This window comes from Sphingobacterium sp. NPDC055431, assembly GCF_053644255.1.
Window position 1 is genome coordinate 209,810 of sequence record NZ_JBSHLH010000002.1, and the last position, 18,612, is coordinate 228,421.

An 18,612-nucleotide genomic window follows, 5' to 3' on the forward strand; every position below is an offset into this window, starting at 1 on the left:
TTTATTTCCTGTTATACTTTTTCATCACTGTCTCCAGTCTGTTGAACCTGTCGTCCCACATCTGGCGGAACTGTTCAATATAATCTGCGACCTCCTTCATCTTTGAGGCGCTGGCATGGTAATAAATCTCCCTCCCTATTTGCTCTTGTGTCAGCAATTCACACTCAATCAGGATCTGTATGTGTTTGGATACTGTTGGTCTTGCGGTGGCAAAATTTGAAGCGATGGCACCTGCCGTCATGGCTTTTGTAGCCACCAGCAATAGGATTGCTCGCCTCGATGGATCTGAAATGGCTTGGAATACGTCCCTTCTTAAGTTCATAATGAAGTCATTTGGCTACAAATATAAACGAAGCCATTCGGTTACGCAATGTTTTCGGAAAATATTTCTGCTCTGTTGATCCGGAATAAGGACTGGGCCCATTGACCGGCTGTTTTGGATCAGGGGGTCGCAAACCACCTGGCACTTCTCCTTGGTCGTGGAAAGCGCCGGTATTGGGACATAAGGGTCATTTGGAATATTCTTAACTAGCCCTCTGTTCCGGGACTTTCTAGAACAGGCCCGCGGAGGTGTGTGCAGGTATCGATTCCCGAACCCGATTGCACATGGATATCACAGTCTTGACCTCAGGGCAAGGAGCCCTGCCCTGCTCAGGGGCTTGGCCAGGTAGGAGACCACGAGCTCATCGCTTGAGGACCTCTCTATGTCCCTAGAGTCAACAGATGAGGTAAGGATGTGGATGGACAGGTCGAGGCTTCCCCCTTGGGACCTTATGGCATCCAGGAACTCCCAACCGTTCATGACTGGCATGTTTATGTCCAAAAAGACCAGGTATGGGCGGTCAGGCTCCTCTTTGATGAGCTCAAGGGCCAATTGGCCGTTCTCCACGGTAAGTATCCTGTTCTCCGGGAAAACGCTTGAAATGATCGTCCTGTGAATGAAATTGATGACGGGGTCGTCATCGATCAAGAGTATCGTCCTTTGTTCCATTTTCTATTGAGTTTGCCTTTTCTGTCATTGTTCTGATTATCATGTCCAGTTCCTCGGCCGATCCCCGGATGAGCTCCATGATCCTTACCGCTTGGAGGCCACCGCCCTCATGGTGAATCGATATGTCCGCAAGTCCCATCAACCTGGTAAGTGGTGCCCTGAGCAGGTGCGATTGAGACCATGCAATGTCCCTTAGGATTCTGTTCTGTTCCTCGATCATCTCAACGTGCCGCCGGGAAATGGTCACGTCCAGTGCTGCCCCGACCAACTGGACTGCATTGCCCTCCGGGTCTCGCAGGACGTGGCACCTGTCCTGGTAGTGGTGGACCGAGCCATCTGCTGCGACTGTTCGGTATTCGGCACACCATGCATTCTGTTCCTTGTCGGCAATCACCTTCCATAGCGAATCCCAGACCCTTTCCCTGTCGCTGGGGGAAATGGTGGTGAACCAAGAATTGTCTATGGAGAACTCTTCGGGACTATCTTGTTCGATGGGCCGCAGTCCCCCTCCCCCTCGGGTATGGGTTTTCCCTTGCACGTCTACGTGCCAGATCATCTCGTTGCTCGCCAGCATGGCAAGCCGGAAGATCTCGTTGCTCATGGATAGCCTTTCCTCGTACGATTTCCTTTCGGTAATGTCCTGGATGGTACCCTCTAGCTTCTGGGGCGTGCCGTCCTCTGAGGTGACCATCCTTACCTCCTGCCTTACCCATTTGATCCTTCCCTCGGGAGTAACTATCCTGTGTTCAAATCCCTTGGCGGCATTTGGTTCCAGAAGGAGCGCAGGGTCCTTCTCTATCAGGTGGCGGTCATCGGGAAAGAAGGTGTTTCTTAGGTTCTCCATGGTGGGTACGAATGTGCCGGGGGCGCGCTCATAGATACTGTAGGTCTCCTCGCTCCAATTCGAGATCTGGGAGTCGACCGGCCGGAACCAATAGCCCAGCTTAGCTATCTTCTGGGCATTTTGGAGCTTCTTGAGGGCCCCATGGAGTTCCTGCTCTGCTCTGTCCTGATCGGTAACGTCCTTTCCTACGGCGACGATCCGCATGGACTCTCGCGAGATGGCAGCAGACCAGAGCAATGTGCGCAAATGGCCCTCAGCGGTGGCGACCCTGCAGCGGTATGGACCGGTGCTCCATCCGTTGACCATGGAAATGAAATCCCTCTTTGCTCGCATGATGTCCTCGGGGTGCACAAATTGAAGGACGGTGCTGCCAGTGGAAATTGCCCCATCGGTCGTTACCAGTGCGGAAAAGGCGCTGTTGCACATCTCTATTTGGCCGTCCCGACCGATGATACAGTGCGGGTCGGGGGATATGTCGAAGAGCATCCGGTATTCGCTCTCCTTCAATTTATGGGCAATCGGTTCAGCAATCCGGGTAGCTGCCCTTTCCAAGAAAGGTCCAGTGGCCTCCAGCCTTTCCAGCGGTCCGGTTGAGTAGCATATCAGGCATCCCAGGAACTTTCCCTCGGCTAGGATCGGGACCCCAAAGGCAGTCTGGTTTCCCGGAGGGGCGTATCGCGCGGTGACAGGCCCCATTTCCATCCAAACCCTTCCGGGCATGCCCTCCCCCTTCCTGCAACTGAAGCTCGGTGAAAACCCCTCTAACAGGTACTGACCATCCCGCCTGCTTGCCCTGCCCCTCAGGCCAAGGGAGGAAGGATCCGAGGACACGATCCAGATCTCTGCCGTTCTGACCTCCTGCAGTCCAAGAATGGCCTGGATGGCCTTATCGACGAGTGTCTCTAACGATGTAGCTTCGGTGATCCCCCTCTCGATCCGCTCGAGGGCCTGTTCGTGCAGCTGGCGTTCGGTCTTTTCGGTCACGTCCCAGAGCACGACCTTGACGGCCTTTCCCTTTCCAGTCGAAACAACAGAAAGGTCGCATGCCATCCACCTCCGCTCACCGTCCTCACGGATGAGTGCATAGGTCCCCGATGGGAACGATCCCCCTTGCATGAGACTTTCAAGGAGCCCTGAGAAGAGCCTTCTTTCCTCCGGATGTAAAAAATCGAGGAGTTTACGGCCCAATAGCTCCCCCGGGGCACATCCCAACAACCTGCAGTGGTCGAGGTCCGCGAACATGAATTTTCCTGCACCGTCGAGCAACGAATGGGCGCCAAGGTCCTTGTTCTGGTCTATAAGTGGACGAGGGTCCTGTTCGACCTCTACTGCGGCTACCAGAATTGCCGCCCTGCCAGCATATGTGACTGGGGCAGTGTTGAGCCTAAGATAGAAGGTCCCCCCATCCCGGTTTCGGTGCCTTTGGACAATCCCTTCGGCAATTCCGGTGCTATGATCCTTTATCTCGGTGTCCGGATCCGCAAGGACGTCCTTCAGGGCCATGCTCGTGAGCTGATTGAGGGAAAACCCATAGAGCCCCTGGGCCTCCCTGTTTGCTGCAAGGAAACAATGGTCTGCTCTGTCTAATATCCACATGGGGATAGGGGAAAGGTCAAAGAGATCGTCACGTTCCATTGGTTTGTCGAATTAGGTGTCTGGCAATTTAGTCTCTTCCATAGTGCGATTTGCCCCATGGAGGATACGAATTTACGTTTTTTTTCCGAGCCCAGTGCCAGCCGACCTGCATTTTCTCGAACTTGACGGAAGAGGTAATTGCAGGTCGGCACTGCGGTATTTCTACTCTAAATGTGGCCCATATGAACAAATGTGCAAATTAAATGTTTATTCCTTGACAGAAACTGTACTTTTAAAGTCATGCCAGAACTCGAAAAAAGGTTGAAACTTCTGGTCCAGGCCATCTCAGCGAACGCGACCAGGCTAGAGGGTTATAGATGGGCCTCTGAGCACGCAGTCAGCAAGGGACATGTTGGACTTAGGAAGGTCTTTTTGGACAAAATGCAAAAATCGATTGATTTCAGGCTCCAGTTCAATGCCCTTGCCATGGCGTTGGGCTCACTTGAGGAAGTTTGCGCGCCTGGGGAGGGAGAGATGGCAAGAAAGTTCTTTGCGATGGGGAGCAATGTTGGAAAGGAGGACATAAACGATGTTCTCCTGCACTGTAGGAGGATTGAGCGGGGTTTCACCGAATCCTACCTCTCCATTATGGCCCAGAGCCATGGGTTCTTCCCGGCGCTTGTGGAGGTTCTACATGAACAGCTCATCGTGCAACAGGCTCAGGACCAGAAGCTCTAGCTGGACTTTTATTGGGCCCCATGGCCAGCCCGAATAGCTTGCTGAGGCTATGTAAAAACTGCCGCCAATCACAAGGAGTGTTAACAAAATTACTTAACTTTGTACCATGTCAAAGAACCTGCAAGTAACTATAGACAAGGACTCGGGCTTTTGTTTCGGGGTCGTCTATGCGATTGATATGGCAGAAGAGATCCTGGACAGGGATGGCTATCTGTATTGTCTCGGGGACATCGTCCACAATGACGAGGAGGTCGCCAGGCTCAAAGCCAAGGGCTTGCGCATTATTTCGCATGGTGAACTGCAAGGCCTAAAGAACGAGAAGGTGCTGATCCGTGCACATGGGGAAGCTCCGGAAACCTACAGGACGGCCCTGGAGAACAGTATCACCCTTATCGATGCCTCTTGCCCTGTTGTGCTGAAGTTGCAGAACCGTATCAAGACTTCACACGATGAAAACGAGAAGATCTTGATCTTCGGGAAGCATGGACATGCCGAGGTCATCGGTCTGCAGGGACAGACCAACAATGAGGCCCTCGTTTTCCAGGATATAGATGAGCTTGATGGAGCGGACCTGCCAGCTCAATTCACCCTTTACAGCCAGACCACAAAGAGCGTCGATCGTTTCTATGCGATCAAGGAAGAGCTTATCAACAGGGGGTATGAGGTAAAGGCCAATGACACCATCTGTAGGCAGGTTTCCAACAGGTATGAAGATCTGGGGACATTCGCCGCGCAGTTTGAAAAGGTCATATTTGTTTCTGGAAAGAAATCCTCGAACGGTAAGGTCCTATTTGATGTCTGTAAAAAGGTCAACCCGAATACCTACTTTATATCCGGCCCCGAGGAATTGGATGCCCGCACATTTGCGGACAATGAGACTATCGGGATCTGCGGGGCCACATCTACCCCGATGTGGCTGATGAGGAAGGTAAAGGAAACCCTTGAATCCTATTAATCGTCATTTCAATTTAAAATTCATTGATGCTGGCCGTTGAAATCTACCATTGCGCCTGTTTTGCTATAAATATTGCCTAATTTTGTGTTCAGAATGAGTAAAAAAGCTAAAAAGGGTGTATTGTTGGTCCAGTTGGGTACCCCCAATTCACCGACTACCGGCGAAGTAAAGAAATACCTGACAGAGTTCTTAATGGACCCACGCGTGATGGACATCCCTTTTGTTTCAAGGACCTTGTTGGTCAAGGGAATCATCGTTCCTAAAAGGGCTTCAAAATCCGCTCATACCTATTCAACCATATGGAGTGAGGAAACCGGGTCCCCGTTAATGTACTACAGTGTTTTGCAGCAACAGATGTTGCAGCAGGAACTAGGTGAAGAATACCATGTGGAATTGGCCATGCGATACCAGGAACCTTCGATTCCCAATGCATTGAAAAACTTGGAAAGCATGTTCCTGGATTCCATTATCGTCATCCCGCTTTTTCCACAATATGCCTCGGCAACGACCGGTTCGGTCATCGACCGTGTCATGGAACTGATGCGCGGCTGGCAATACTTTCCCAAGGTAAGTTTCGTCAGCAGTTATTGCGACAACCCTTTAATGGTCGAGGTCATCGCAGATAATGCCCATAAACATGACCTGAGCGAATATGACCATTTCCTGTTCAGTTACCATGGGCTGCCCGTTCGACAGTTGGGAAAGGTTGACCCAAAGGGAGAATTGGAGTGTCCTGATTTTGGGTGCGATTCTTGCAAGAGAGAAATGAAATCCTTTTGCTATCTGTCACAATGCTATGCAACCACGCGCGCTATCGTAGAAAAGTTGAACATACCTGAGGAGAAATATACGGTCTGTTTCCAGTCACGATTGGGAAAAACCCCATGGATCCAGCCATATACCTCAGACACACTGCATGATTTAGCAAAACAAGGGAAGAAAAAGCTCTTGGTGTTCAGTCCTGCATTCGTAGCCGATTGCATCGAAACTTTGGATGAGATACAGGTTGAATACGCTAATGAATTTAAGGAAATGGGCGGAGAGGAGGTCCATATGGTGGAAAGCCTGAACGGTAGCCCGAAATGGATCGAAGCCCTGAAACGAATGGTGTTGGAAAACGGGAATTAAGATGTTAAAATTAAATGCAGTAATATTATTCTTACTAGACTTCTATATATTTTTTGCGCTTAGGGCGACGAATATCAGATTTGTCAAGACGAGATGGTTCACCATCCTATGGTGGGGCTATTCACTGTCTTTGCTGGTAGGATTATTTATTTCATTCCAATATAGCATTCCGCTTTCGGTTCGTTCCATTATCCTGGTGGCCTTTTTCCTGACTGCGGTCAGCAAGTTTGTCTATGCCATCGTCTTGATCGTCGATGATCTGCGAAGAGGGGGGATTTGGGTTGGACGTCTGTTCTCCAGGGGCAAGGGCAAGGACCTGGAAGAGAGATTGGAGACTTTGGAAGAACCTTTGCCAGAAGTCCCTAAAAAGGGTATTTCCCGTTCTGACTTCCTGTTGAAATCAGGGATAATAGTTGCTGCCCTTCCAATGGTCCCATTGGCTTGGGGCGTAATTTCCACAGCTTATGATTATCGGGTGAGACGCCAGAAATTGGTGCTTCCGAACTTACCGAAGGAATTCCATGGAATGACCATCGGGCAGATCTCAGATGTTCACTCCGGTTCATTTTATAATAAAAAAGCCGTCATGGGCGGAGTAGAGCTCCTGCTGGCACAAAAGCCCGATGTTATCTTCTTTACCGGTGATCTGGTGAACAATGTTGCCTCGGAGATGCGTGATTATCAAGATATCTTTGCCCATGTCAAAGCGGATCTAGGGGTGTATTCTACCTTGGGCAACCATGATTATGGCGATTATTACTTTGGTCCGGGCGACTCGCCAGCCAAACGTAAAAACCTGCAGGATTTGATCGAAACCCATAAGATTATGGGTTGGGACCTTTTGATGGACGAGAACCGGACCTTGAAAGTAGGCAATGGGGAAATCTCCATTGTCGGGGTACAGAACTGGGGAACGGGCCGTTTCCCTAAAAAAGGAGACCTTCCTAAAGCACTATTGGGAACAGAAGAAAAAGCTGTTAAATTATTATTGTCGCATGATCCATCCCATTGGCGCGCACAGGTACTGGAAACCGATGTGGACGTCATGTTTGCAGGTCATACCCATGGAATGCAATTCGGAGTCCGAGGGGAAAACTTCCAATGGAGCCCAGCCAAATATATCTATAAGGAATGGGCAGGACTCTATAAACAGGGAACCTCCCAACTTTATGTCAATACAGGTTATGGTTTCTTGGGCTATCCTGGTAGGGTCGGTATTGCACCAGAGATCACCATTTTTGAACTGGTTAAAGGTTAATTACACCTTTTCTCAACCAAGGATCCTTGCAAAATGATTGTTCAGGTGTTTTCTGATAGCATCTCGATAAGCTTCAGCGTCCCTTAATTTCAATACCTGGACCAGCTCTTTGTGCGAAATAAAATCACCTTTCATGATGTCCTTTTCCAATAATCCACTTTGATGTACATATTGGAAAATAGGGAAGAGCATCTCCTGCAGTTCCAACAGTATCTTGTTTTTGGAGATCTTATATAGCTTCCCATGGAAACGGATCTCATCCTCTACATGCCAAGGATTTGCGGTATCCCCGGAAACAATCTCGCTTGCTATCTTTTCAAGTTCTACAATATCCTCATCCGTGATATTGTTGACAATAAAATCAGCCATGCCCACTTCCAGCGCCAATCTCATTTCAAACATTTCCTTCAAGGTCTCATTATCTAAAATAGAAGGGTGGAATACCTTTCTCAATGAACCCAAGACATCGGGATTCCTAAGCACGGCACCTTTATGCTTGATGGATTCTATCAGACCAATGGTCTTTAACCTGAGTAAGGCCTCCCGGACAACGGTCCTGCTCACACCTAGGCTATCTGCTAAATCCAATTCTTTTGGAAGTACGTCCCCTACGCCCATGTTCCGTTCCTGGATGAACTGTATGATCCTTGCTTCTGCCCGGTCCACCAAACTCGAGGTGTCTATTGTTCCAAGTTTTTCCATATTTCTATCTGGTCCCATTTTCACAATATCGTCATAATGGCCACGGTACAATAATATTAAAAAAAAATTTGGAAGTAAAACATTATGTATTACATTTGGTAATTATTATGTTATACATAATCCAATTTTTTTTAAATCATTAAATTATGACAAACCTTTTTTACCATTCATTGCGGGGGAGCCTGTTGCTTGCGATTCTGTGCTGCATCCATTTTGCCGCATTTTCGCAGACCGCTTTAAAGGGAACGGTTACAGATCCTTTGGGGAATCCATTGGAGGGGGTGACCGTTTCAAACCAGACACAAGGGCATGTTACAAAGACCGATGAACAGGGAGGATTTAGCGTACAGGCTAAAGTGTCGGATGTAATTTCATTTTCTTCAATCGGATATCAATCACACAAGCTCACCTTAGAGAACCTGGCTTCAGTAAGGATTTCCCTTGATCCTTCTGGGGAAGACTTAGAGGAAGTCGTGGTATTGGGATACGGTAGTATCAAGAAATCGAACCTGACGGGATCTGTGTCCAGATTGGACAAACGCGTCTTAGAGACTGGGGTCCGTTCAAACCCTGCATCCGCATTGGCTGGAACAATTCCCGGCTTGAGGGTTCAACAGACTTCCGGTCGTCCGGGTTCTGTTCCGAACATTGTATTGCGTGGTGGAACTACCTACGGCGGCGGCGGATCGCCTTTGGTGATCGTGGATGGTTTGATCCGTTCAGGATTCTCGGATATCAACCAAGACGATATCGAGTCCATCGATGTATTAAAGGATGCTTCTGCCACGGCTATCTATGGCGCTAGGGCATCTAACGGGGTAGTCTTGATTACCACAAAACGCGGTAAAGATGGCGTGTCCAATATTTCGCTGAAATCTAAGATCGGTGTCAATTCCTTGAATATTCCGTTTGAGTTCCTGGATGCAAAGGACTATTTGTACTGGTCTAGAAAAGGGGTACAGACCTCTGGGATGTACCAACCAAACCAGTTGAACCAATTGACCTCTGTGGGTCCTTTTGGAACCGGCAACAAATACAAGGATGACCAGGGCAATATATTGGATGGGAACAAAGTGAGCAATGCCGTTTGGAGCACCATGTTCTTGGATGATTCCAATAGGGAATTATTGGGACAAGGCTACCAAACAATGATCGACCCTGTAACGGGGAAAGAATTGATCTACAAGGATTTCGATTATACCGATTATGCATTGCGCAAAAATGCCCTGACCCAAGACTATAACCTTGCGGTACAAGGGGGTAATGATAAGAGTAAATACTATGCAAGTTTGGGTAAATACTATGAACAAGGGGTACCAATTGGAACCAATTACGATCGTTTGACCTTTATCCTAAATGGAGATTACAAGATCAAGCCTTGGATTACCTCCAATTCAGGATTGAACTTTGCGAATACGAAATGGAGAGATGCCATCAATGGGGAGGGCAATTATATGACCCGTGCTTTGGGTGCTCCTCCAACCATGCGAGGCTATAACGCAAATGGAGACCTATTGGTAGGACGTGACTGGCAAGATGGTAACCCCGCGGTAAACAATGACCGTTTTATCCGCAATAACCAAAACCAGAAATTTACGATGTCCCAAGCTTTTGTAATTGATCTATATGAAGGATTGAGCTTGAGAGCAAGTGGAAACTGGTTTATCAACCAAACCAATAATGAGTCCTTCAACAGAGATTATTTGGCCAGCCCGGGAAACTGGGTAAGGACTCGTAACTCATCGGCAAGCTATGATAAGACCTTGAACCAAACCTATAATGCGGTTTTAAACTATAAAAACACTTTTGGCGAGAAACATAATTTTGATGCCATGGCAGGATGGGAGTTCTTTGATTCCTATAATACCGGATTTTCGGCATCGGGTTCAGGCGCGCCATCGGATGATTTCATGGATCTAGGCTTGACCAGTACCGAGGCAAACCGCCGAGGTATCGATTCTTACCATGTCCGAAATAGGATCACATCCTTTTTCGGACGTTTGAACTATGATTATGATGGGCGCTATCTAATGACCTTGACCTTGCGTCGTGATGGTTATTCAAACCTATTGAATAATCGTTGGGGAACTTTCCCAGGGGTATCCTTGGGTTGGAACCTACATAATGAAGACTTCTTCGCCAATATTATGGGCGCTGACCAGGTGATCAATTCCTTAAAATTAAGGGCTAGTTATGGTGCGAACGGAAATATCGGAAGCATAGGTGCATATACTTTGCAAGGGACCTATGGAACTTCAAAATATGATGGTAATGTAGGCTATGGCATGACCAGCTTAAGTATTCCAAACCTGAGATGGGAAAGTTTGATTACCAAAGAAGTAGGATTAGAGACCAGATTGTTGAATAGGCTAGATCTTTCTGTGGCTTATTACCATAGAACAACTTCAGATAAAATTGCTACACTTGAATTACCTGCTTCAGCTGGCTTTACATCCATTAGCACCAATAATGGCGACATGCAAAACCAAGGGGTAGAGATTGACCTGAATTACCAAGAAGTCCGTGCGAATGACTTTACCCTGAGCTTCAATTGGAATACGGCATACAACGAGAACAAGATCTTAAAGCTGCCATATAACGGTGTTGAAAACAACCGCCAGAATGGTTTCCAAGTATATAATCCGAGTACCATGGAACTAGAATGGGTTGGCGGTTTGCAAGAAGGACAGGATCCAAACGTGGCTTATGCATACGAAGCATTAGGTATCATCCGTAACCAACAGGACTTGGATAATTATGCTCTACAGTTAAAGGATTTGATCGGCGCGAGAACCTTGGTGCATCCAGATGTATTCAATGCGATGACCGCTTCAGAGAAATCCCTGCATTATCCATTGGCTTTGGGGGACGTGATGTGGAGAGATGTCAATAAAGATGGCATCATCAATTCCTACGATAGGGTTTACATGGGGAATACCGTTCCGCGTTGGACCGGAGGATTTGGCCTTTACTCCACCTACAAAGATTTCTCCTTGAGTGCTAGGTTCGACTATGCATTGGGATATGTTGCCTATGATGGACCTAGAGCTTGGTTTTTGGGAATGATGCAGGGAACGTTCAATACCACAACTGAAGTATTGGATACCTATACGCCTGAGAACACGAATGCAAAATACCCAACCTATTACTGGGCAGATCAATTGTTTAAGAACAATACCAGCCGCGAAAGCAGCATGTTCTATAACAAGGGTAATTATTTGGCATTCCGTGAGATCTCCTTGGCGTATCGCTTACCAAGGTCTTTGGCCAACAAGATCAAGATGGAAGATTTAAGCGTTTCAGTAACCGGGCAGAACCTCCAATACTGGACAGCCAATACCCTGTTTTCTGCAGAAAGCGGATCCATAGGACAGGGCGGGGGTGGTTACCCATTGCCAAGAACGGTCATATTCGGTCTTCAATTAACCTTTTAAACCTTAAATCATGAAAAAGATATTTATAGCCTTAGCGATAGCGGCAACGAGCATAACATTTTCATCTTGTAGCAAGATGGATTTAGAATTAACCCCAGAAGATTATTTTGCAAGTGGATCGTTCTGGAAAACACCGGACCAGGTGAAAGGAGCAATGGTCGGGATCCACAGCCAATTAAGGAATGCCCAGCAAACTCTATGGAATTTCGGTGAATTGAGAGGTGGGACTTTAAGGGACGGAACCAGTTTTACCGGAACCGCATCCTTGAATTCGAGTTCCATTATCATCCAAGATATCCGTGAGAGCAGTCCCGGCTTTAGCAGTTGGGCGAACCTGTACGGGCAGATCTTTCAGATCAATAACTTTATTTTCCAGGTGGAATCGGCTACCTACCTGTCGGCATCGGAGAAGGGATATTATTTAGGTCAGGCCTATGGGTTGAGAGCCTATTATTATTTCAACCTTTTCAGGACTTGGGGAAGGGTCCCTTTGGTGGCTGAGGCCAAGGTAGCCAATCAAACACCTAGTTCAGCTGAAGAACTGTACACTGCCCGCAGTAAAACGGAAAAAGAGACTTTGGACTTTATAAAAGCAGATGTTGAAAAATCAGTTTCTAGTTTCAACAACGACTATAATATCCTGAGCCAAAAAGCGCAATGGTCATTAGCAGCGACACAGATGTTGAAAACGGAGGTGTACCTATGGTCGGCAAAGGTGAAGATCGATGGGGCCGTTCCTGCAAGTACAGCGCAGGATCTGCAGACTGCCAAGGCCGCTGTAGAGAGCATTATCCCAAAGTTCACATTGGTCAATGACTATGCGAATGTCTTTGCTACGGCAAGTTCGGCTACAAATAAAGGAAATTCAGAAACCATTTTTGCCTTGAGGTACCAATATGGTGAAGCGACCAACTTCTTCAATAACTTCCTGTATGCGCAGAGTGATGATATTTCAGGCTATGTTGATGATAAAGGGGAGCCAATTCCGGCAGATCCTTTGAAGATTTCCAATACTGGTATTATCCGATATGAATATAAATATGGCTTGTACCAATTGTATGATGCTGCAGATAGCAGAGCCAATGCCACTTTCTTAAACTTCAACAAGGGCGATGTGCATGCTGTGGTGCTACGTAAATTCTTAGGGACCATTGTAGAAGGTGTAAGGAATTATTCAGATGACTATCCGATCTATCGCTTAGCTGATGCATATCTGTTATTGGCAGAGATCAAGAATAAGTTAGGTCAAGACCCGAGCAATGAAATCATGTTGGTGAGGAACAGGGCCTATAAAGGTTCGGCACCGCAATTTGTAAGGGGAGGGTTTGAAGCCAATGAACTTGCCATTTTCTATGAAAGGACCAAGGAGTTTGTCTCGGAAGGCAAGCGTTGGTTTGATCTGCGCCGCATGCAAGATGCTTCAGGAAACCCACTGGTTTTCCGCAAGGACCTGAACATGGTCGGGGTATTGGACAACAATGAATCCCAAAAACATAAAATCCTTTGGCCTATTGACCTTGGAACCCTATCAGCGGATCCAAAGTTAAATGGAGACCAAAATCCTGGATATTCAGGAACTTAATGTTAAATTTAATATAAGCCTGTCCTGCCCAGCAGGATAGGTTATCTAGTTTTTAATAATTTGTATATGCTAACAAACAAAATTGAAGGATTAATTGCTGCTCCATTTACGGCATTTGATCCAAATGGTGAACTGAACCTGGATCTGATCCCTGCTTATTATCGGTCACTTAAAAAGAATAATGTAAAAGGAGCTTTTATATGTGGCTCGACAGGAGAAGGGGTATCGTTGACTTTTGATGAGAAAGTGCAAGTATTGAAGGCTTGGGCAGCGTTGACCAAGGCGGACCCAGATTTCGCCCTGATGATGTTTTTAGGCGGTACGAATGTGAAGGAATGTAAACAATTGGCAGCGATCTCCGAACAAGAAGGAGCAGATGCCATATCCTTTACTTCCCCTTATTATTTCAAACCTGCAAATGTGCAGCAATTGGCGAAATGCTGTCAGGAAATAGCTGCCTCGGCGCCAAATACTGCATTTTACTATTACCATATCCCTGTGCTTACCGGTGGAAACTACAGTATGATCGATCTATTGGGCGCCGTGGATAATGTGATCCCAACCTTCAGAGGCATCAAATATACGCATGAAGATTTTATGGATTTCTTGTCCTGTTTGAATCATAAAAACGGGAAGTACGATATGCTTTGGGGACGTGATGAAAACATGCTGTCCTCCTTGGTATTAGGAACAAAGGGCGCAGTAGGCAGTACCTATAATTATGCGGCTCCATTATACAATGATCTAATGGCAGCTTATGTGCAGGGCAATTTTGAGGAAGCCAATAAATTGCAGCAGAAATCCATTGATATGATCCGTCTGTTAGGTAAATATGGTGGTATTGCAACCGGAAAAGCTTACATGAAATTAGTGGACCTGGATTGTGGCGAATTCCGATTGCCGATAGCCAATATGTCAAAAGAGAATTTCGAACTGTTCAAGGCTGATGTTGCGGCATTGGGCTTTGACTCCTTTAAGTCAATCAATTAATGCGGATTAAGGCAATTTTATCTATGGCGGTTTTAGTGGTTGGTTGTTCTGGTTCGCAGAGCAAGTCTGGATTAGTATGGGAAGAAGCAATTCATTTGCCTGCGGTTTCTGGAAAAAAAAATATAGGTGTCGCAGGGCCAATATCCGGTATCATTCAGGACAAACTGATTGTAGCCGCTGGTGCTAATTTCCCGGATGGATTGCCTTGGGATGGAGGAAAGAAAGTTTACCAATCTCAGGGATATATCTATTCCATTTCAGGGTCAGGCTTAAAGCTGGATAACATAATTAACCTTGAAGACGGGATTGCCTATACTGCCAATCTCAGTCTTTCAAACTCCATCTATATCGCTGGCGGAGAAAATGAAAACGGTCCAATTGATCAGGTTGCCAAATATGAACTGTCCGAAAGGGGTAAACTGGAGAAGGAAATCCTAAAACCCTTGCCAGTAGCTTTGACCAATGCCGGCTTAGCAGCGGGGACCAATGAAATCTTCTTTATCGGCGGTGAAAATGCAGAATCGGTCTCTGATCAGGTTTATTCCCTGAAATTGGATGATTCAACGGCAAATTGGATGGAATATTTGAAACTGCCCTATCCAGTGAGCCATGCTGTTGTGCTTGGCAATGGCAAGGACAAAATCTATGTCATTGGGGGAAGGAAGAAAAATCCAAATGCCATCAGTGATATCTATGATTGGCTGTTGGAATTGGACCTAAATACCAAAAGTATCCGTGAGCTTACTAAGCTCCCTAAGGCTTTGGCTGCAGGGACCGGAATCTATAAAGATGGGAAAATCTATGTTTTCGGAGGGGATGATGGGAGCACGTTTTCAAAGGTTGAGGAGGCTATAGCCAATATAGCCAAGGAAAATGATCCTCTGAAAAATGATGAGTTGACCCAAGCAAAGAATAAGCTTCAGGCAGGACATCCCGGATTCTCAAGAGAGAATTGGGTCTATGAGCTGAAGACAGGTTCTTGGTCACAATTGGAAGGAATGGAAACAGAGAGTCCAGTGACCACAAGCGCAGTTATAAAAGAAAATCTATTTTTTATTCCAACAGGGGAGGTTCGAGCGGGGGTTCGTACCGATCGGATCCTGGTTGGACAGATAAAATAAACCTATGAAAAACAGTAAAAGATATCCTTGGATCGTTGTAGGCTTGTTATGGTTTGTGGCACTCCTGAATTATATGGACCGCCAGATCTTATCAACCATGCGACCTGCAATGGCCATCGATATTTTGGAATTGGAAAGTGCTGCGGTATTTGGTAACCTGATGGCCGTATTTCTTTGGATATATGGTTTTATGAGTCCAGTAGCAGGAATTGTTGCCGATAAGTGGAACCGGAAATGGTTGATCGTAGGGAGTTTGTTTGTATGGTCGGCAGTTACCCTAGCGATGGGCTATGCCGATACTTATGAGCAACTGTATGCCTTACGGGCGATCATGGGCGTCAGTGAAGCCTTGTACATTCCGGCAGGACTTTCATTGATTGCGGATTACCATTCGGACAGATCAAGGTCCCTAGCCGTTGGGATCCACATGACCGGTTTTTATTTTGGACAGGCCTTGGGCGGTTTTGGTGCCACCGTTGCTGCATCCTATTCCTGGCATTATACCTTTATCCTGTTTGGATTGATAGGAATCATCTATTCCGTCGTCCTTATTCTATTTTTACATGAAACTGATCATCGATCTGATGCCAAGAAGCTAGTGGAAACCAAGGTTCCTTTGTTGAAAGGGCTTTCCATCTTGTTCTCCAATATTGCTTTCTGGGTCATCCTATTATATTTTGCTGTTCCAAGTTTGCCTGGCTGGGCAACCAAGAACTGGCTACCTACCTTATTCTCGGAAAACCTGCATATCCCTATGGAAAAAGCAGGTCCATTGGCAACCATTACCATAGCCCTGTCCTCATTCTTTGGAGTAATCCTAGGAGGGATTATTTCCGATAAATGGATACAAAAGAATGTGCGCGGAAGGATCTATACCAGTGCCATAGGATTGGCATTGACCATTCCGGCAGTTATATTGATCGGATATGGACACAGTGTCTTTGCGATCGTTGCTGCAGGACTGATGTTCGGCTTCGGTTTTGGGATGTTTGATGCCAATAATATGCCGATCCTTTGTCAGTTTGTGTCTTCAAAATACAGGGCAACTGCCTATGGGATCATGAATATGGTCGGTGTATTTGCAGGTGCTTATATCACGAAGATTCTTGGAGCCTCTGCAGATGAGGGACAACTTGGAAGTGATTTTGCTTTATTGGCGGGAATTGTGTTGATCGTTTTGATCATTCAATTGGCCGTACTAAAACCGAAGGGAAATGAGGCTATCGATTAAATTACTTTTCTTGTTCATTCTATCGTTCAACTTTCTTTTTGCCCAACAAAAGAAGAGGGTGGCCTGTATTGGTGATTCAGTGACCAAAGGATCCAATTTAGCCAAAGGGAAAACCTATCCGGATCAATTGCAGCAATTACTGGGCGATGGCTATGAAGTAGGCAATTTTGGGAGAAATGGTGCAACGCTACTGGAAAAAGGGCATAATCCTTATCTGAAATCAGAGGAACTGGAGGCTGCGCTAGCCTTTAAACCTGATTTGGTTGTCATTAATTTAGGCTTGAATGATACAGATCCAAGAAATTGGCCTAATTACCAAATGGACTTTCAAAAAGATTATAATAAACTGATCTCTCTTTTTAAAAACGGAAATCCGAAGGTGGAAGTCTATGTATGTGAAAATACGCCAATTTTTAGTGGACATCCTCGATTCCTTTCGGGAACTCGAGATTGGTACTGGGATATCAAGGGAGAAATTGGTGCTGTGGCGGTGAGACATTACCATAAGCTCGTGGATCTCTATCCGCCCTTAGCTTTTCGTATCGATCTATTTGATGATTATCTACACCCTTCTGAACAAGGAGCCGAAATTATTGCAAAGACCATTTTCGACAGAATAGTTCCCGTTAGGCAAAAGCTTTCCGTAAATGAAAGTATAGGATCGCATATGGTATTGCAACGGGATCAAACTAATCGAATAAAAGGCAAAGCGAATGCTAGACAGGCTGTAGTTATTGAAATGGATGGAGGAACTTACTTATCCATTGCTGAAGTCAGTGGGGAGTGGGGAATTGATATACCTACCATGCCTGCGGGTGGACCATATAGGATGAAAATCTATACGGATCAGGATACGATAATTTTAGAAGATATATTGTTTGGGGATGTGTTCTTGGCATCAGGGCAGTCCAATATGGCTTTTCCGTTAAAGGATGCCAATGGATCAAAGGAATTGATCAAGGAGGCTTCCAAACACAATGGTATTCGGATTTTTAAGAACAAGGTCCTTAAGGAAACGAATAATGAAGAGTGGGATGAAGCTACTTTAAAGAAAGTAAATGACCTGGAATACTTTTCTGGGAAATGGGAGAAGTTAACAGCAGAAAATGCCGCCAACTTTTCAGCGATTGCCTACAGTTTTGCAGAAGCATTGGAACAAGAAACGAAGGTTCCGATCGGCATTATTGAACTTGCCGTGGGCGGTTCGAATACCGAGTCTTGGATTCCGAGAAGAAGCTTGGAGGAAGATCCGCTTTTGGCGACTTATATCCACGGGTGGCGAAAATCTGATTTCATCCAGGATTTCTGTAAGAACAGAGCGAAGGTTAACCTGAAGAAATCCATGGTCAAGAACCAAAGACATCCCTATGAACCGGCCTATAATTTTGAAGCTGGGTATAATAAGTGGAATGATGCCTCATTAAAGGGGATTCTATGGTATCAGGGGGAAAGTAATGCACATAACGTTGAACTGCACGAACACTTATTCAAGACATTAATAGCTTCTTGGAGAGAGAATTATAAGCCTTTTTTGGGTAAAAGGGAAAGGTTGCCATTTTATACGGTTCAGCTTTCCAGTTTAGATCGGCCCTCCTTGCCAAAATTCAGGGATAGCCAAAGAAAGCTCAGCAATGAATTGAAGGATGTCTATATGGCTGTCAGTTCTGATCTTGGTGATTCCTTGGATGTACATCCAAGGGAGAAGTTAATCATCGGGAAGCGATTGGCAAACCTGGTCTTGAAGCATGAATTTGGGAAAGATAATAATGCAGACAGTCCCCAACCTATATATTCTTATGAAAATGAAGATATACATGAAATAAGGTTCAGTCATGCCAAGCAATTAAGTGCAATGGGATCAAAAGAAGTTACAGGTTTTCAGGCTAAGGATGAAGACGGAAATTTGGTCGATCTCAAGGTCGTGGAAATAAAAGGGAATTCGGTTTTCCTGGAAAATCCCAGGGGTTTAATGGAGATATATTATGGATACAAGCCTTTTTCAAGGGCAAATTTAGTGAATGAGGAGGGAGTGCCTGTTTCCACATTTTCGATCAAAAGATAAA

14 protein-coding genes are annotated in these 18,612 nt (G+C 45.9%); 10 read left to right on the forward strand and 4 right to left on the reverse strand.

Annotation, left to right across the window (positions count from 1 at the left end):
* Position 1: 1 nt before the first annotated feature.
* The 3 genes from ACWIB3_RS03915 to ACWIB3_RS03925 form a co-directional block, all read right to left on the reverse strand.
* Entirely contained in the window at positions 2-322 is a 321-nt protein-coding gene (locus ACWIB3_RS03915) for an ArsR/SmtB family transcription factor (protein ID WP_093099344.1), read from the reverse strand.
* A gap of 291 nt (positions 323-613) precedes the next feature.
* On the reverse strand, positions 614-991 hold the full coding sequence (locus ACWIB3_RS03920) for a response regulator (RefSeq protein ID WP_093099342.1): 378 nt from the start codon (positions 989-991) through the stop codon (positions 614-616).
* Entirely contained in the window at positions 960-3,470 is a 2,511-nt protein-coding gene (locus tag ACWIB3_RS03925; RefSeq protein WP_454290946.1) for a PAS domain-containing protein, read from the reverse strand. Before ACWIB3_RS03925 ends, ACWIB3_RS03920 begins: the two co-directional genes overlap by 32 nt.
* A 240-nt stretch (positions 3,471-3,710) precedes the next feature.
* Here ACWIB3_RS03925 and ACWIB3_RS03930 point away from each other — a divergent pair, with 240 nt between their 5' ends.
* The 4 genes from ACWIB3_RS03930 (at position 3,711) to ACWIB3_RS03945 (ending at position 7,489) form a co-directional block, all read left to right on the forward strand.
* Entirely contained in the window at positions 3,711-4,148 is a 438-nt protein-coding gene (locus ACWIB3_RS03930) for a hypothetical protein (RefSeq protein ID WP_093099339.1), read from the forward strand.
* Positions 4,149-4,254: 106 nt separating this feature from the next.
* Positions 4,255-5,103, forward strand: coding sequence for a 4-hydroxy-3-methylbut-2-enyl diphosphate reductase (locus tag ACWIB3_RS03935; protein ID WP_093099338.1), 849 nt, complete (start codon positions 4,255-4,257; stop codon positions 5,101-5,103).
* A gap of 93 nt (positions 5,104-5,196) precedes the next feature.
* Positions 5,197-6,231, forward strand: a complete 1,035-nt coding sequence (gene hemH / locus ACWIB3_RS03940) for a ferrochelatase (protein ID WP_093099336.1) — start codon at positions 5,197-5,199, stop codon at positions 6,229-6,231.
* Position 6,232: 1 nt separating this feature from the next.
* Positions 6,233-7,489 (forward strand): metallophosphoesterase, encoded by a 1,257-nt coding sequence (locus ACWIB3_RS03945; protein WP_093099334.1) that lies wholly within the window; start codon positions 6,233-6,235, stop codon positions 7,487-7,489.
* Between the two features lie 12 nt (positions 7,490-7,501).
* On the opposite strand, the gene ACWIB3_RS03950 is transcribed toward ACWIB3_RS03945, so the two are convergent.
* Complete coding sequence (locus tag ACWIB3_RS03950; RefSeq protein WP_093099333.1) at positions 7,502-8,209, reverse strand: FadR/GntR family transcriptional regulator; 708 nt, start codon at positions 8,207-8,209, stop codon at positions 7,502-7,504.
* Between the two features lie 128 nt (positions 8,210-8,337).
* Between ACWIB3_RS03950 and ACWIB3_RS03955 the strand changes: the two genes are divergently transcribed.
* From ACWIB3_RS03955 to ACWIB3_RS03980, 6 genes are all read left to right on the forward strand, one after another.
* Positions 8,338-11,625, forward strand: a complete 3,288-nt coding sequence (locus tag ACWIB3_RS03955; protein WP_454290947.1) for a SusC/RagA family TonB-linked outer membrane protein — start codon at positions 8,338-8,340, stop codon at positions 11,623-11,625.
* A gap of 10 nt (positions 11,626-11,635) precedes the next feature.
* Positions 11,636-13,207 carry a RagB/SusD family nutrient uptake outer membrane protein gene (locus ACWIB3_RS03960; RefSeq protein WP_093099330.1) on the forward strand — a complete coding sequence of 524 codons (1,572 nt, stop codon included), beginning with the start codon at positions 11,636-11,638 and terminating at the stop codon, positions 13,205-13,207.
* Between the two features lie 66 nt (positions 13,208-13,273).
* Positions 13,274-14,197, forward strand: coding sequence for a dihydrodipicolinate synthase family protein (locus tag ACWIB3_RS03965; RefSeq protein WP_093099328.1), 924 nt, complete (start codon positions 13,274-13,276; stop codon positions 14,195-14,197).
* Complete coding sequence (locus ACWIB3_RS03970; protein WP_312695773.1) at positions 14,197-15,318, forward strand: hypothetical protein; 1,122 nt, start codon at positions 14,197-14,199, stop codon at positions 15,316-15,318. Before ACWIB3_RS03965 ends, ACWIB3_RS03970 begins: the two co-directional genes overlap by 1 nt.
* Positions 15,319-15,322: 4 nt before the next feature.
* Positions 15,323-16,549, forward strand: a complete 1,227-nt coding sequence (locus ACWIB3_RS03975; protein WP_185217439.1) for an MFS transporter — start codon at positions 15,323-15,325, stop codon at positions 16,547-16,549.
* On the forward strand, positions 16,533-18,611 hold the full coding sequence (locus ACWIB3_RS03980; protein WP_454290948.1) for a GDSL-type esterase/lipase family protein: 2,079 nt from the start codon (positions 16,533-16,535) through the stop codon (positions 18,609-18,611). Before ACWIB3_RS03975 ends, ACWIB3_RS03980 begins: the two co-directional genes overlap by 17 nt.
* Position 18,612 lies beyond the last annotated feature (1 nt).

What these genes read in the sequence shown, in the direction of transcription:
- ACWIB3_RS03915 (WP_093099344.1), bottom strand. Translation starts at nt 322, where the DNA reads ATGAACTTAAGAAGGGACGTATTCCAAGCCATTTCAGATCCATCGAGG.
- ACWIB3_RS03920 (WP_093099342.1), bottom strand. Translation starts at nt 991, where the DNA reads ATGGAACAAAGGACGATACTCTTGATCGATGACGACCCCGTCATCAAT.
- ACWIB3_RS03925 (WP_454290946.1), bottom strand. Translation starts at nt 3,470, where the DNA reads ATGGAACGTGACGATCTCTTTGACCTTTCCCCTATCCCCATGTGGATA.
- ACWIB3_RS03930 (WP_093099339.1), top strand. Translation starts at nt 3,711, where the DNA reads ATGCCAGAACTCGAAAAAAGGTTGAAACTTCTGGTCCAGGCCATCTCA.
- ACWIB3_RS03935 (WP_093099338.1), top strand. Translation starts at nt 4,255, where the DNA reads ATGTCAAAGAACCTGCAAGTAACTATAGACAAGGACTCGGGCTTTTGT.
- hemH (WP_093099336.1), top strand. Translation starts at nt 5,197, where the DNA reads ATGAGTAAAAAAGCTAAAAAGGGTGTATTGTTGGTCCAGTTGGGTACC.
- ACWIB3_RS03945 (WP_093099334.1), top strand. Translation starts at nt 6,233, where the DNA reads ATGTTAAAATTAAATGCAGTAATATTATTCTTACTAGACTTCTATATA.
- ACWIB3_RS03950 (WP_093099333.1), bottom strand. Translation starts at nt 8,209, where the DNA reads ATGGGACCAGATAGAAATATGGAAAAACTTGGAACAATAGACACCTCG.
- ACWIB3_RS03955 (WP_454290947.1), top strand. Translation starts at nt 8,338, where the DNA reads ATGACAAACCTTTTTTACCATTCATTGCGGGGGAGCCTGTTGCTTGCG.
- ACWIB3_RS03960 (WP_093099330.1), top strand. Translation starts at nt 11,636, where the DNA reads ATGAAAAAGATATTTATAGCCTTAGCGATAGCGGCAACGAGCATAACA.
- ACWIB3_RS03965 (WP_093099328.1), top strand. Translation starts at nt 13,274, where the DNA reads ATGCTAACAAACAAAATTGAAGGATTAATTGCTGCTCCATTTACGGCA.
- ACWIB3_RS03970 (WP_312695773.1), top strand. Translation starts at nt 14,197, where the DNA reads ATGCGGATTAAGGCAATTTTATCTATGGCGGTTTTAGTGGTTGGTTGT.
- ACWIB3_RS03975 (WP_185217439.1), top strand. Translation starts at nt 15,323, where the DNA reads ATGAAAAACAGTAAAAGATATCCTTGGATCGTTGTAGGCTTGTTATGG.
- ACWIB3_RS03980 (WP_454290948.1), top strand. Translation starts at nt 16,533, where the DNA reads ATGAGGCTATCGATTAAATTACTTTTCTTGTTCATTCTATCGTTCAAC.